14 protein-coding genes are annotated in these 14,793 nt (G+C 52.1%); 4 read left to right on the top strand and 10 right to left on the bottom strand.

Translation table 11 applies throughout. The features are described from left to right. Positions 1-5 precede the first annotated feature (5 nt). Complete coding sequence (gene xylA, locus ACPV3A_RS10460) at positions 6-1,322, bottom strand: xylose isomerase (protein ID WP_071219634.1); 1,317 nt, start codon at positions 1,320-1,322, stop codon at positions 6-8. Between the two features lie 367 nt (positions 1,323-1,689). Between xylA and ACPV3A_RS10455 the strand changes: the two genes are divergently transcribed. Next, entirely contained in the window at positions 1,690-2,862 is a 1,173-nt protein-coding gene (locus ACPV3A_RS10455) for an ROK family protein (protein ID WP_194544609.1), read from the top strand. 153 nt (positions 2,863-3,015) lie between these two features. Next, complete coding sequence (locus ACPV3A_RS10450) at positions 3,016-3,219, top strand: hypothetical protein (protein ID WP_426199447.1); 204 nt, start codon at positions 3,016-3,018, stop codon at positions 3,217-3,219. Positions 3,220-3,339: 120 nt separating this feature from the next. Here the strand turns inward: ACPV3A_RS10450 and ACPV3A_RS10445 are convergent, their stop codons facing one another. The 4 genes from ACPV3A_RS10445 to ACPV3A_RS10430 form a co-directional block, all read right to left on the bottom strand. Beyond that, entirely contained in the window at positions 3,340-3,576 is a 237-nt protein-coding gene (locus tag ACPV3A_RS10445) for a glutaredoxin family protein (protein WP_006212730.1), read from the bottom strand. Positions 3,577-3,643: 67 nt separating this feature from the next. After that, positions 3,644-4,585, bottom strand: a complete 942-nt coding sequence (trxB, locus tag ACPV3A_RS10440) for a thioredoxin-disulfide reductase (RefSeq protein WP_071219637.1) — start codon at positions 4,583-4,585, stop codon at positions 3,644-3,646. A 480-nt stretch (positions 4,586-5,065) separates the two neighbouring features. Next, on the bottom strand, positions 5,066-7,087 hold the full coding sequence (locus ACPV3A_RS10435; RefSeq protein ID WP_339219902.1) for a heavy metal translocating P-type ATPase: 2,022 nt from the start codon (positions 7,085-7,087) through the stop codon (positions 5,066-5,068). Positions 7,088-7,423: 336 nt separating this feature from the next. Then, positions 7,424-8,533: a PEP-utilizing enzyme, TIM barrel domain protein gene (locus ACPV3A_RS10430; RefSeq protein ID WP_194544612.1), complete on the bottom strand. Its 1,110-nt coding sequence runs from the start codon at positions 8,531-8,533 to the stop codon at positions 7,424-7,426. Between the two features lie 266 nt (positions 8,534-8,799). Here ACPV3A_RS10430 and ACPV3A_RS10425 point away from each other — a divergent pair, with 266 nt between their 5' ends. Beyond that, positions 8,800-9,414 (top strand): nucleotidyltransferase domain-containing protein, encoded by a 615-nt coding sequence (locus ACPV3A_RS10425; protein WP_426199444.1) that lies wholly within the window; start codon positions 8,800-8,802, stop codon positions 9,412-9,414. 85 nt (positions 9,415-9,499) lie between these two features. On the opposite strand, the gene ACPV3A_RS10420 is transcribed toward ACPV3A_RS10425, so the two are convergent. Together ACPV3A_RS10420 and ACPV3A_RS10415 are read right to left on the bottom strand one after the other, a co-directional pair. Continuing rightward, complete coding sequence (locus tag ACPV3A_RS10420; protein WP_216534086.1) at positions 9,500-10,792, bottom strand: homocysteine synthase; 1,293 nt, start codon at positions 10,790-10,792, stop codon at positions 9,500-9,502. A gap of 153 nt (positions 10,793-10,945) precedes the next feature. Then, a complete protein-coding gene (locus ACPV3A_RS10415) occupies positions 10,946-11,773 on the bottom strand; it encodes an SDR family NAD(P)-dependent oxidoreductase (RefSeq protein WP_194544615.1) in 828 nt (275 codons plus the stop codon). Between the two features lie 237 nt (positions 11,774-12,010). Between ACPV3A_RS10415 and ACPV3A_RS10410 the strand changes: the two genes are divergently transcribed. Beyond that, entirely contained in the window at positions 12,011-12,268 is a 258-nt protein-coding gene (locus ACPV3A_RS10410; RefSeq protein ID WP_426199441.1) for a DUF3949 domain-containing protein, read from the top strand. Between the two features lie 75 nt (positions 12,269-12,343). Here the strand turns inward: ACPV3A_RS10410 and ACPV3A_RS10405 are convergent, their stop codons facing one another. From ACPV3A_RS10405 to ACPV3A_RS10395, 3 genes are read right to left on the bottom strand one after another with little or no spacing between them, the layout of a single operon-like run. Beyond that, positions 12,344-13,201, bottom strand: coding sequence for an ATP-binding cassette domain-containing protein (locus tag ACPV3A_RS10405; RefSeq protein WP_426199439.1), 858 nt, complete (start codon positions 13,199-13,201; stop codon positions 12,344-12,346). Next, complete coding sequence (locus ACPV3A_RS10400) at positions 13,194-14,036, bottom strand: hypothetical protein (RefSeq protein ID WP_071219647.1); 843 nt, start codon at positions 14,034-14,036, stop codon at positions 13,194-13,196. The genes ACPV3A_RS10405 and ACPV3A_RS10400 overlap by 8 nt, the downstream gene beginning before the upstream one ends. Continuing rightward, positions 14,017-14,706 carry an RNA polymerase sigma factor gene (locus ACPV3A_RS10395; RefSeq protein WP_113059518.1) on the bottom strand — a complete coding sequence of 230 codons (690 nt, stop codon included), beginning with the start codon at positions 14,704-14,706 and terminating at the stop codon, positions 14,017-14,019. The genes ACPV3A_RS10400 and ACPV3A_RS10395 overlap by 20 nt, the downstream gene beginning before the upstream one ends. Positions 14,707-14,793 lie beyond the last annotated feature (87 nt).

The following is a 14,793-nucleotide window of genomic DNA, read 5'->3' as shown; positions in this document are numbered from 1 at the left end:
ATCGATTAATTTGCAAGAATGTACTGATTCAGAATCGCTTTCAGCATTTCTTGACGTCCGGATTCGTTCTTGCGCGGGGACTCGTTGTTCAGGGCGTACTCTGCAAGGGAAGCCAGTGTAGCCTTGCCGGATACGACGTCTGCGCCGATGCCTTCGTTAAAGCTGCTGTAGCGCTTCGCGATGAAGTCCTCGAATACGCGGTCTTCGATCAGCTTCGCTGCCACTTTCAAGCCTTTTGCGTAAGTGTCCATACCCGCAATGTGCGCATGGAACAAATCTTCCGGCTCGAAGGACGGGCGGCGAACCTTCGCATCGAAGTTCACGCCGCCGCGGCCGAGACCGCCGTTCATCAGCACTTCGTACAGCGTCAATGTCGCATCGTAGATGTTAACCGGGAATTCGTCCGTATCCCATCCGATGAGCATATCGCCTTGGTTCGCATCGAGGGAACCGAGCATGCCGTTGATGCGTGCTACGCGAAGCTCGTGTTCAAAGGTATGACCGGCGAGCGTGGCATGGTTGGCTTCGAGGTTCAGTTTAAAGTGCTTGTCGAGGCCGTACTTCTGCAGGAATGCAATTGTTGTAGCCGCATCAAAGTCATATTGGTGCTTGGTTGGCTCCTTCGGTTTAGGCTCGATCAGGAATTGGGCGTCAAAGCCGATTTCCTTCGCATAATCAACCGCCATATGGAACAGGCGTGCCAGGTTATCCAGTTCAAGGCCCATATCCGTGTTGAGCAGGGTCTCATAACCTTCGCGGCCTCCCCAGAACACGTAGTTCTCTGCGCCGAGGCGTTTGCCGACTTCAAGGCCTTTCTTCACTTGGGCTGCCGCATGAGCGTATACGTCCGCGTTGCATGTAGTGCCCGCACCATGCATGAAGCGTGGGTTCGTGAACATGTTCGCCGTGTTCCAGAGCAATTTCTTGCCAGTGGATTTCATGTGGTCTTCAATCGAATCCACGATCGTATCGATGTTGCTGTAGAACTCGCGCAGGCTGCTGCCCTCAGGCGCAATGTCCACATCGTGGAAGCAGAAATACGGAAGATTCATTTTCTCCATGAACTCAAAGCCTGCCTCAACGCGTGCTTTGGCGAGGTCCATGCCGGAGTAGTTGCCCCAAGGGCGAACCGCAGTGTCAGCGCCGAACGGATCCGAACCGCCTGCAGTCAATGTATGCCAGTAAGCCATGGCGAAACGGAGATGCTCTTCCATCGTTTTGCCGGCTACTACTTCTGTCGGATTATAAAATTTAAAAGCATAAGGGTTGGTTGATTGGCTGCCTTCGTACTCGACTTTGCTAATGTTGTTAAAATAGGCCATGAATAAATCCTCCTATACCTTGTTAAGGTGTGGTTAACGCTTACAAGGTTATCCTAACACAGGATTTCTACTTTGTCTATTGGTTAAACAAAGTTATTGCTTTACAACTTTTTCAAATCCGGTGACACCTGCTTTTAGGACTAATTCTACAAAAGATCAACACATCTCTGTTTAGCTCACTGCCTAGAATTCCTGCAATTTCATATTTAAATGTTATGGCGATGGAAACCACCGAACAAAAGATTAACGCGCACCCGGGCAGCGTTACGGGCTGTTGCAATTTCCGGACTTTGCCCCTAGACTATGAGCATATCAAGTCTCCAAAACTTATCATGATCAGGAAGCAAGACTAAAAGGATGAATACACATGGCGAATATTACCGGTGACCAGGCTCTGGTCAAAAAAATAAATACTTCGATTATCCTCGATACGATACGTCAGCACGCCCCTGTCTCCCGAGCGAAAGTCTCCAAGCTAACCGGACTGAACAAGGCTACCGTCTCCAATCTCGTGCAGGAGCTGTGCAGCAACCACCTGGTCCAGGAGATCGGACCCGGCGAATCCAGCGGCGGCAGGAAGCCGCAGCTGCTGCTGTTTAACGGACAAGCCGGTTATGCCGTCGGCGTTGAGCTGCGCGTCAAGCAAATGACCGCCGTGCTTACAGATCTGGAAGGCAAGATCCTTGCCGAAGAAGATACCGCCCTTGTAGGGCATGACGTGGAATCGGTGACGCGGCTGATGGTTGGTCTGATTCATGGCCTGATGCGGCAGACCCCTCCCTCCCCGTACGGGATCATCGGGATCGGCGTAGGCGTCCCTGGAATGGTGGACGGTGACGGCACCGTCCTCTTCGCTCCCAACCTGGGATGGGATATGGTGCCTCTGCAGAAGCAGCTAGAGGACGAGCTCGGACTTCCCGTAACCATCGACAATGAAGCAAACGCGGGTGCCCAGGGCGAGCTGCGCTTCGGAGCTGGCCGGGACGCCCGCCATCTCCTCTATATCAGTGCCGGCAGCGGTATCGGCTCCGGCATCATCATCAATGGCGAGCTCTATAAGGGGGCCCGCGGATACGCTGGCGAGAGCGGCCATATGTCCATCGATGCCGATGGACTGGAATGCACCTGCGGCAACCGCGGCTGCTGGGAGCTGTATGCCTCGGAGAAATCCTACGACAGCAAAGGCGCCGCTCTCCCGTCCAGGCGGACATCCGAGCTGATTCACCATGCAGAGCGAGGCCATGAGGAGACTATCCGGCATTTTGAAGAGCTTGGACGTTATCTCGGTATCGGCATTACCAATCTTGTCAACGGATTCAATCCGCAATCGGTCATTATCGGCGGTCCGCTGTCCGACGCACGGGCTTGGATTGAGGATACGCTGCGACAGGTCGTTGCCCAGCGCACGCTTCCTTACCACCGTGAGCTGATGGAGATTCGGTTTGCCGAGCTGGGCAGCCGCTCCACCCTGATCGGCGCGGCTTACTCCGCCATCTCGCAGTTTCTGGGGCCAGTGCGAGTCTCCATGCCGATTCATTAAAATTGACGATATTTTGTCGTAATTAACACCCTGCATATTAAGGAAAATCCCGCGATTTTCCGCTATAATTAATCTCGTCCTGCAATTTAAATCACGCTTCTCCTCGTGGAGATGCCGTGTGATCGTTATACTAAAGGGAGAGGAAACGCTCAAATGACCTATGTAAGCACTGCGGAAATATCGCCGGAAATGTTTGTGACCGTATTGCTGTTTCTCCTAGTTATCGCACCTTTGTTCAGTCTCGCCATCATGCGTTTTTTTCAAGGCAAGAAAAAAGCCGGCTTCATTCTCCTCGGCTCCGGCGTGGCATCTTACGTCGTATTCCAGATCATCATGACTCTGTTTTTTGGCAAGTGAACACGATCTGAGCGAACGTTAGCAGCATATCTCGGCAACAAAAAAAAGCTCCTTCCCGGAAATCGGGGAAGGAGCTTTTTATCATAAGCAAGCAATAGGCTTGCCAGAATGCTGATTAGATTACGCTTCGGGGTTCAACGCTTTGTTGAACTGGAGCTTATTCATGCCAAGAATGCGGTGCTCGCCGATGATCGTGAGCGGTACTGCGCGAACGCCCATATCCCATACTTGCTGCGCGAATTCGTCGTTTTGCTCGATGTTGCGCTCTTCAAATTCGATGCCTTGATCGGACAAGAAGCCTTTTACTTGTTTGCAGTGCGGGCAGTTGTTCGAAGTATATACAATCACATTTTCCATGGTTGATCAGTCTCCTCTACTCATGATTAGGCTCTGATTAAAGCCCGTTCGATCTCTATCTATCAGTTTACAACACAACAGCGTTGTGTTCCAAGCTCTCGATATATTTCTCCGCATCCATAGCTGCCATACAGCCGCTTCCTGCCGCGGTGATCGCTTGTCTGTAACGGGTATCCTGCACGTCGCCGCAAGCAAATACCCCTTGGATATTCGTCTCGGATGTTCCCGGGGTCGTTACGATATAACCGTTCGGATCCGTTGTAATGTTTCCGCCGAGGAAACCAGTGTTCGGATGATGACCGATCGCCACGAATACGCCGCTGACTGTAATCGTCTCCTCTTCGCCAGTTTCATTATTGAGTACTTTGATCCCTTTGACGCCTGTCTCGTCCGCGATGACTTCCTGCGGCGTGCGGTTCAGGGCCCATTCGATTTTCTCGTTAGCGCGGGCGCGGTCCTGCATGATTTTCGATGCACGAAGCTCCTCCCGACGGTGTACCAGTGTTACTTTGGATGCAAAGCGGGTCAGGAAGTTCGCTTCCTCCAGCGCGGAATCGCCGCCGCCGACAACAACGATCTCTTTTCCGCGGAAGAAGAATCCGTCGCATGTTGCGCAGGTACTTACACCGCGTCCTACATTATCCTGTTCTCCAGGAATGCCGAGATATTTGGCCGTTGCGCCCGTAGAGATAATCAACGTTTCGGCAACTACCTCACCCATACCGTCTACGTCCAGCTTGAACGGACGCTCTCCGAATTCCACGCTGTTCACCCAGCCTGTACGAAATTCTGCGCCAAAACGTTCAGCCTGCTGACGCATATTGTCCATCAGCTCAGGACCCATGATGCCTTCGGGAAAGCCCGGAAAATTCTCAACTTCGGTTGTGGTGGTCAGCTGTCCGCCAGGTTGCGGACCTTCAATGACGAGCGGGCTCAGGTTTGCGCGAGCCAGATAGATTGCAGCCGTAAGGCCGGCAGGGCCTGTGCCTATAATAACGGATTTGTACATATCGTTTCCCTCCTATATATGGAACGCTTAATTATAATCATTATAAATTAATATTAATTATGGTTATATCGCAGCCGTCTGTCAATATGTCACATCACACCCCCTCCGAAAATATTGTTAATCCATTCTTCATAATTCGAAATGTAATCCAATATTTTGGGGAACTGAACTTCTTTCTCCCAAGAAGGCGGCGATCTTTTGGGCCCGGAAGCGTTTACTTCGCAAACAATCGTACGCGGAGAGAGGGTTATATGAATTTAAGGGCACCACAAGACTCCCCCGCTCTTTTAACGAAAGGAAGATGAATGTTTGATGAAAAAAAGGACAACCCTTGGCAGCGAGTCCTTGCATGTCGAGCCTAGCAGCGAAGAGCTTGGGAGAAATCGAGATCGTCCACGGCCATTGAGAGCCAACAAACAAGAATCCCCTTCTTCTCACGAATGAAAAGAAGGGGACTTTTAACACAAGATACAGATTCGATTAACGGTTAGTGCGCAGCAGACGAAGCCCGTTCAGTATAACCAGAATGGTGCTTCCTTCGTGACCGATGACGCCCAGCGGCAGCGCCACGCCTTGAATGAAATTGGCTGCAATCAGCGTCAAAATCACGGTGATGGCAAAGATCATATTTTGCTTCACGATACGCTGAACCCGGCGTGCAACCTTGACGGTGCCGGCAATTTCATCGATATTGTCATTCATAAGCACCGCATCCGCTACCTCCAGCGCCGTTCCGCTTCCCGAAACGCCCATGCCGATGCCGACGGTCGCAGTAGCCAGTGCCGGTGCATCGTTCACTCCGTCCCCAACCATGACCACATGGCCGTAACGGGCCCGAAGCTCCTTAATATGTGTAACTTTATCTTCCGGCAGCAAATCGGAGAACACCATGTCTACGCCGCTCTGCTTCGCAATCACGTCGGCCGTCGCCTTGCGGTCCCCCGTCAGCATCGCTACCTTGATGCCCAGCTGCTGCAGCCGTTTAACGGCCATTGCCGCTTGAGGCCGGACCGCATCCTGCAGAGCGATCATGCCCGCGATACGGTCTCCCTTCAGAATAACGGAAACCGTCTTGCCTTCGGATTCCAGCATGTTCCGGATGGACAGCCAGTGCTGGCGATTCTCTTCAAGCGCGCTCAACTCCTTTTGCGCGGAAGCTGCACCGGAATGCTGATCAATAGTCGGATGATCCAAAATATCGCTTTTCCCTATTTTCCAAGTGATTCCTTCCACTTCCGCCTGCATACCCCATCCAGTTATGGACTGTCCGTTCTCTACCTGCTGCAGCGCGGCCCCCTCTTTCTCAGCCGATTGGACAATCGCCAAGGCCAGAGGATGCTTCGACATTCTTTCGATAGAAGCACTGATGCCAAGCAGTTCATGCCGATCCCAGCCTTCGCCAGCGATAAAATCCGTAACTACCGGCGTACCGAGCGTCAAGGTACCTGTCTTATCAAAAGCGACAACCGCCGTGCGTGCCATATTCTCGATATGGGCGCCGCCCTTGAACAATACGCCTTTTCTGGCGCGATTGGAAATCGCCGACAGCATCGCAGGCATGATGGAGGATACCAGCGCACAAGGGGAGGCAACTACGAGAAACACCATCGCTTTATAGAAGGTCGTATCCCAATCCCATCCCAGAACGGGAGTAGCCAGAACAATCAGCGCCACGGTCGCAATGACAACGACACGGGCATAAATCGATTCGAACCGCTTGATGAACCGCTGCGATTCCGGTACTTCGTTCTCCGCTTCTTCCACCAGCTTGATAATCTTGGCAAACAACGTGGATTCCGCCGACTGGGTAACCTCAATGTACAATACGCCTTCCCCGTTTAAGGTGCCTGTGAACACTTCATCGCCTACGGACTTATCGACCGGTACGGATTCCCCGGTAATCGAAGCCTGGTTGACGGAGGAGCTGCCGCGATAAATTTTGCCGTCTGCCGGAATAAGCTCGCCCGGCTTTACCAGAATCAGATCGCCGATCTCCAGCTTGTTGATGGATACCGATACCATCTCTCCCTTCTCAATGCGAAGGGCCGTTTCCGGCTGCAGCTCCATCAAGGACGAGATATCCTTGCGGCTTCTCTCCATGGTATAACTCTCAAGCGCGCCGCTGAGGGCAAAGATGAAGATCAGCATCGCGCCTTCATTCCAGTACCCGATCGCTGCAGCTCCCATAGCAGCAGCAATCATCAGCAGATTCACATCCAGATCGCGCTCCTTCAGAAGGGTCTCCACACCTTCTTTCGCTTTCACCCATCCGCCGACGGCATAGGATATCACATACAACACAACGGAGAGCGGCTCAGACCATTGGCTGGTCAGCCAAGCGATCAGCATCAACAGGCCGCTGCCCAGCGCAGCCACGACCTCCGCGTTGCTCAGCAGACTGCGTATATCCCACTTCCCAGGCTGCCGCGGCTCACGAGGATCAGCTCCATTTTCTATTGTCGATATGCGTCCAGTCGTCGTTTGACTTTGTATCCATTGCATAACCAATCACCTTCCTAGTTGAGAATGAGATCCATTATTACTACCCTTAAAATGACACATGCTGCCCCGGCTTCGCCGGAGCAGCATGCTAAATGAGAATGAGAATCATTTTTGAGCTTATACAATTTATTTTCCTTCGTACAACTTTATAAGTATCATACTCACTTCATCCTCATTTGTAAACCATATTTTTCACATTTTTTAAATACTGAAGAGTACCTATTGGCGTCCCCTGTTATTGAAGATGAACCTCTATACGTAAAAAAAGCCCTTGCGTTCTCTCCGCAAGGACTTCTCTTTAATCCATCACCTAGTTTGTTAAGCGCTCACATTCCATCACTCGACAATCGTCGAACATCTGCGGCGCATCTCCAGCCTCGCACCGGTTATTCGAATGGCTGCAATCTCTGAGGACTGACAGCACACCTCGTGAATGCCCTGTCGGTAAACCATCCGCAAATCCGTGGTAGCCACCCCATTGATCCGGAGCGTTAATTGCGGCTTCGTTCGCTTAATTCGATGGATCATCTCGGAGAAAGCCGTGACCCTGTGTCCTGCCTCATCCGACGATCCGGAATTCTCCGTCCCCTCCGAGTCGAATACAATCACATCGGCCAAACGGGCAATTTCCGCTGCCGTCGCTGGATTCATCCCTTCTCTGAGAAGCGCCCCATAACGAATACGCACAAAACGTCTTTGATCCATAAGGGTCTGCTCTGCCACTTCTTCGATAAAATTATGAATCGATATAAAGTCATCCGCGTGTGCCGGACGTACAGCCAGGAGCTCTAATTGGCAATCCACGCCTTCCTCGCTGCACTGCTCCATAGCCCGGAACAAGGACTCCAGCTGAGCATCCTGCGCTTCACGCAACTCCATCGTGTTGGAAAGCCGGGCATCGTGCAGCAAGCTGACCGCACACCTAGCTCCAGCCGCCGCCTGAAACACCGATACCCAATAGGTCATCCACAGCATGATAAGTCTCCGCCTCAACAGGACGCTTTTCTCTGCGCTCCGCGAATTCAACCACGCCGTGTAAACCTCCTGCAGCAGGCCATGCTGCACAGCATCCTCCCCGCGTATCAGCCCGATTCCCTGAGCACCTTGACTGATATCTCGTGCAATGGATTCAGGGTCTGCGGATCGGCTCATGACTTTCAGTCTTCGGTTCCTGTCACTCCACCCCAGCAGTCGGGTCAAGGAAGGTCTGTCCGTGCCGTTATGCCGAATCCCGGAAACCCTGAGGGCTTCTTCAATATCGTCAGGCGATGCCAATAACAGCAATACCTCCTCATGGGTGACTCCTCCTGCCATTGCAAAATGCTTCAGCAGATCCGTCTCGGGAGAAATCTCGTTTGCCCCAATCTCTTCAACTCCGATGAACTCTTGATCTTCAAATCGACGCTCTCCCAATTCACTGCGTGCTCCCCATTGCCTTTCCGTCATGGTTATCCTTCTACTCCCTTTCACCTTGAATTGGATAAACGCCTCCTTACAGATTATTATGAAACAATTGGAAATATACAGCCCACGGAATAAACACCGGCTGAAAAATAACAAGACGGAACAAACCAAGCACCCTGCTCTCCTTATATCGGATAACTGCGCAAGGGTGCGGATGCCTGACTCTATCTGTTTATCCTCATTTCAAGGACTGGATAAAACCTATACAATGGAGGAATGAATCCATCCCGGAAAAAGGAGAGTAGCACATGAGAACCGATTATGACCATTGGGAACCAATCAGCGTATCGGATGCCGCTGGAATTTTTGCTGAAATCCCTGCTCGTTGGTATATCGCCGGAGGTTGGGCTTTGGATTTATATTTGGGGGAGCAGACCAGGGAACACGGCGATATCGATATCCTGATCCTGCGCGAAGAGCAGGCCGCCATTTACGCGGCATTAGCCAAAGAATGGACGCTGTACAAAGCGGATCAAGGAACCTTATCCCTCTGGGAGGAAGGCGAATATTTGCACTCGGTTGGCGATGTATGGGTAAGCCGGAATGAAGAAGCCCCATTCTCATTCCAGATCATGCTGGTGGAATTCGAACTGGACAGCTGGGTTTATCGCAGAGAAACGTCCATCCGAAGACCGCTCCAAGATATATCCTTAATAACAGACCAAGGAATTCCTTATCTAAAACCAGAGATACAACTCCTGTATAAAGGGGGAAGCAAGAACATCCGTGAAAAAGACGAAATGGATTTCAGGAAGGTCCTGCCCTTCCTCGATCGACAGGCTGCAGGGTGGCTTGCCCAAGCGCTGCGGACGCAGTTTCCATCAGGTCATCCATGGCTCGACAACATTGATACAATCCCGTAGCGGCCTTGCGACAACAAAAAAAAGAGCACCTTCCTCCATATACAGGAAAGTGCTCTGAGTTTATTTGAAATCCATCAGTCAGCCTTTACTCCTGACTTGCCGCGATGGCTTGACCCAGATCGTACAGGATATCATCGATAGACTCGGTCCCGATCGACAGACGCAGCAATTCCGGATTGACGCCCGCCGTAAGCTGCTCGTCTTCCGTCAGCTGCTGATGCGTCGTGCTGGCCGGATGAATGATCAGCGACTTGGAATCCCCGACGTTGGCCAAGTGGGAGAACAGCTTCACATTCTCGATCACCTTCTGACCTGCCGCTGCCCCGCCTTTGATACCGAAGGTCAGGATAGCGCCTTGTCCCTTCGGCAGGTACTTCTTCGCCAACTCATACGAAGGGTGACTCGGCAGCCCTGCATAGCTCACCCATTCTACCGCCTCGTGACTCTCCAAGTACTTGGCAACTTTCAGCGCATTCTCGCTATGGCGCTCCACCCGGAGATGCAGCGTTTCCAGTCCTTGCAGGAGCAGCCAGGAATTGAACGGGGACAGCGATGCGCCGATATCCCGCAGCAGCTGCACGCGCGCTTTTATAATATAAGCGATCGGGCCTACTGCCTCTGTATATACAACACCATGATAGCTTGGATCCGGCTGTGTCAATCCTGGGAACTTGTCATTAGCCGTCCAATCGAATTTACCGCTATCGACAATGACCCCGCCGATGGAGGTCCCGTGGCCGCCGATGAATTTGGTCGCGGAATGAACGACGATATCCGCTCCATATTCAATCGGGCGCAGCAGATACGGGCTAGGGAAAGTATTGTCAACGATAAGCGGAATGCCGCTCTCGTGCGCGATGGCCGCAACGGCTTCCACATCCAGCACATTCCCCTGCGGATTGCCGATCGTTTCGGCAAACACGGCCTTCGTCTTGTCATTGATCGCTTTGCGGAAATTCTCAGGATCCGTGGAATCCACGAAATGCACCTTGATCCCCAGCTTCGCTAGCGTATTGGAAAATAAATTATAAGTACCTCCATACAAACTCGAGGAAGAAACAATTTCATCACCTGCGCCCGCAATGTTCAGAATGGAGAAGGTGATGGCTGCCTGCCCGGAAGATGTCGCCAGTGCACCGGCACCGCCCTCGAGCGCTGCAATCCGCTTCTCAAACACATCCGTGGTCGGGTTCATAATACGCGTGTAGATGTTGCCGAATTCTTTAAGCGCAAACAGATTCGCCGCATGCTCGCTGTCTTTGAAGCCGTAGGAAGTCGTCTGATACAGAGGGACAGCGCGGGATAATGTGGTCGGATCAAGCTCCTGACCGGCATGAACCGCTAAGGTTTCAATGGAAAATTGGCGTTCTTCTGACATGGGTGTTTCCTCCCTTTTCTTCATATGGAAAGTATGATGATTTCATAATTTCTCCCATTCTCTCATACTTTCTCTCGTTTGAAAAGAGAGATAACCCACTAAATTTATCGGAATATTTATTATAAATTCTTCTTCATTCACCCGTAAGTACCCTTATTCCTTGTCCTCCTTATACACTCTGCCCCATCCATATCCGGCTTCCGGGGACGTATCCTCCGGCATGCCCGGCAAGATTAAACCGCCGTCTATACGGAGGTTGATGCCGGTAATATAGGATGCCGCATCCGAGCAGAGCCAGGCAATCGCTTCCCCGATGTCCGACGGCGTGCCTAACCGTCCCAGCGGAATCTTTCTGCCAAGCGGCTCGTCCTCTGCCGATTGGTCCGGCTTGTGAACGGTTGCTCCCGGTGCCACGCAGTTTACGCGGATGCCATGCGGAGCCCACTCGAGCGCCAGCGATTGTGCGGCACGAATAAGCGCTGCCTTCATGCCGCCGTAAATGCTGTCCTTGGGATAGGCTCTCTCTCCCCGTGAAGACGTGATGAAGATGATATTGCCCGGAATTCCCTGGGCGATCATCTCCCGAACAGCATATTTGCTAAGCAGCATCGGCGCTCGAAAATCCAGATGAACCGTCATGTCCAGCGCGTCCTCTTCAATCTCCGTGAGCTCGTCATATAGGCCGATCCCCGCATTGTTCACCAACAGATCGATCCGGCCAAACTCCTCTATCGTCTTTCGTATCGTATTCTCCGCTTCACTGCGAACGGTCAAATCGCTTTGGATAATAAGAGGCGTCTTGCCATAGATATGGCGAATATCCTCTGCCATGTCCAATATTCCATCTTTACTCGAATTGTAGGTCATCGCCAGCCGATATCCTTTTTCAGCCAGAACCTTGGCAATCCCTCGTCCGATTCCGGCGCCTGCACCCGTTACCAGAGCCACCTTCTCCATTCCTTGATTACTTACGGTTCCCATTCAACTCGCTCCCTTCTCCATCATTCATGCATACCACGATTACGCCGCTGTTCAGCGAATACGCGCACCGTGCCTACCCTTCCTTACCCTGTTCTGAAACGGATGATTGGCTTTCGATAGATAAAGTCAGCATGACGGGCGTTAGTTATTGTAAATAGTTGAATCCATGCCGAGGTTTATACGTAGTGTATATTAATATGGCTTTCCATATACGATAAACCAAAGGAGCGTGTACGTATGAGTTCTGCGATGTGGGTTATTGCGAGCGTTCTGGTCGCCGTATTCCTGATCATGATCCCCGTACAGTACCGGTATATTGCAGCGTTAAAGAAAGATCCCCGGAGGCAGGGGGTCGATCAGGAAACGTATTACAACAACATGTCATTTCAAGAGGAACAGCTCCATTACAATACGCAAGGATGGTTTTGGCCTTCCACCATGGTTGCTTCGTGGATTTATAATTGGAGGCATAAAAGCGGAAAAACGACCAAGTAGGCGGCTTTAAACGGATGAAAACGCAAAAATCATCGCCCGAATGAAGGCGATGATTTTTCATGATCCAAGCTATACTCAGCCGCGTCTGGCTAAGGCGTTCATATGTAGGAAAAAGGTATCCTCCAGCGTAGGCGCCTTCTCCACAAATTCGGGACCCGGCTGCTTTTTCCCCATCAGCCTTACTCTCATGTGATGTTCCGTCATTTGAAAATGAATCAGCAGCTCCTGCGGTATCCGCTCGAAGGCTTCCAGATCGATCTCGCCTTCCCAGACGCTGGAGGCCACATTCAGCTTCCACTGGGTCGGTGAACCGATATACCGGATGCGTCCGCGGTGTATCCATATTACGGTATCCGCCGCCTCTTCCCATTCGTTCAGCTCGTGGGCGGCCACGATCACCATTCGGCCCCTGGCGTACTTGGTCAGGTACGTGATAAGGAATTTGCGTTCCTCGGCGTCCATACCGTTTAACGGCTCATCGAGGAATAGAAAAGAAGGAGAAGCCAGCAGCGCCTGCACGACGGCAATGCGCCGCTGCACCCCTTGCGACAAATTCTTGACCTTGCTCTTGCGGAAGGACTCCAGCCGAAAGTCCGCCATCAGCCTGTCAATGGCCTCCGGGTTATAGACGCCCTTTAATTCCGCCATATAGGTCAGCAGCTTGCCGACCTTCATATCTCCATACAGCTCGATATCCGCCGGGACATAACCGATTTGGCTGCGGATTAGCGGCAAATGATCCCCTGCCCTGCGCCCGCTGTACAGGATCTCGCCTGCATCGGGCGCCTGCAGCGTGGTCAGCAGCTCGATTAGGGTGGTTTTTCCGGCGCCGTTCGCCCCGACGATGAGGTTCAGGCCGGATTGAATCTCCGCTTTGTCGATTTCAAGCCGGTACGTACCTGCCTGTCGTTCCAGTCCTTCCAGCCTAATCATTAGCCATTCTCCAGGCTCCGTTCAGCTTCAAGCTGCGTCCGTAGGAAGAGACGAGCAGAATCACTCCGATAACAAGCAAAGCCATGTCCGTCATCATTTTGCCGCTCATCGAAACGCCGTGATCGACGATTTGTCCTTGAATCACGATCCACATGCCGTAGACCAGGACGGCCGAGATCAGTGAGACGACCATGCCTTTGCGAAACAGCATATACATCGCAGCTCCTCCCGTCACCAGCAGAATCCCCATCCACTCCAGGATAAAGGGCCCGAATAAAAAGCGGGAGGTTTCCGCCTGGATGGATCGCAGCCCGAGCGCGAGGGTACTCAGCAAGGCCATTCCAATGACGATACCGGTCACAAGCAGCAGGCGGGTATACAATACAAGGGCTGGCGGGTATGGGGTCAGGGTCTCCACGGCCCGCATCCCTTTATCCCAGGTTCGGCTGCTGAACAGCATCGATACAATCAGCAGCAGCGGGGTAATCAACGGAAAAATGCCGCCGGGCAATCCGGCAAACTGATCCAATGGATACTCCGGATCGATCAGCAGAACCAACATGCAGAATACCGCCCCTGCTGTGAGCAGAATGGATCTTTGATTCAATCGGATCTGGCTCCGAAGAATCTGTTTTAATGAGGGCGGGTCGACCTGCGGATTAAAATCCAGCTTGGGGGACTCGGGCTCAATCCTGAGCTGATTGAACTCTCCCTGAAGAGACGCAATGAGCTGCGCCGTCTCATCCGGTGACGGCGATGGAAGAGCAGCGCGTCTAAGCGGGCCGCGAAGCTCGTCTTCGAGTCTTCTCAATTCATTATCGAATGGATGATCCATGGAGATACACCTCACTTTCTTTTACTTTGCTCTGCGAATCCGGCTCTTCCGACTTGGAGCGGTTCCGTACCTGTTCCTGGGGACTCGTCTCCCGCGTCCTTCGGGACGGATGAACGGGTACCAAATCGGAATGCTCCATGGACAATGTTTTCTTCAGCTTTCTCAAGCCGTTATATAAATGCGTTTTCACCGTACTTAAGGGGAGGTCGACCAGGTCGGCGATTTCCTGCAGCTTCAGATCATGAAAGAATCGAAGAGATATGACTTCCTGTTGTATATCGGGCAGGCTCTCCAGCGATGCTGCAATCTCGAGCGAGGTTTCCTGCCTCTCCACGAGTTCTTCCGCACCAGGTGCAGGGTCGTATGCATCCGGCATCTCCTCACCCGCCAGACCTTCAGACCTGTAGGATGCACTTTTCCAATAATCCTTGCACATATTCAGAGCCACGCGATAGAGCCAGGAGCGAACATGTTCCAGCGTGCCGTGCTGCTTCAGATGCCGAATGAGCCGGATAAACGTTTCCTGAACGATATCCTGGGCTTTTTGCCTGTCGGCCAGCCTCTGGGTCGTATAACTGAGCAGCGGACCATGGTACCTCGTCACCAGCATTTCAAAAGCTTCCTGGTCGCCGGCAGCCATGCGTTCGGACAGCTGCTGATCGGAAATCATGCCTTCCCCCCCTTTCTATGTGCATTCTAATCTTCCCATTATATCTATTTCTCAATTATAACCGACCGTGTGCATGTGCATAGTCGT

Source organism: Paenibacillus sp. Dod16, assembly GCF_049893405.1.
Lineage (GTDB): Bacteria > Bacillota > Bacilli > Paenibacillales > Paenibacillaceae > Paenibacillus_AQ.
The sequence above is the reverse complement of the archived record's forward strand: the minus strand, read 5'-3'. Positions and strand labels throughout refer to the sequence as shown.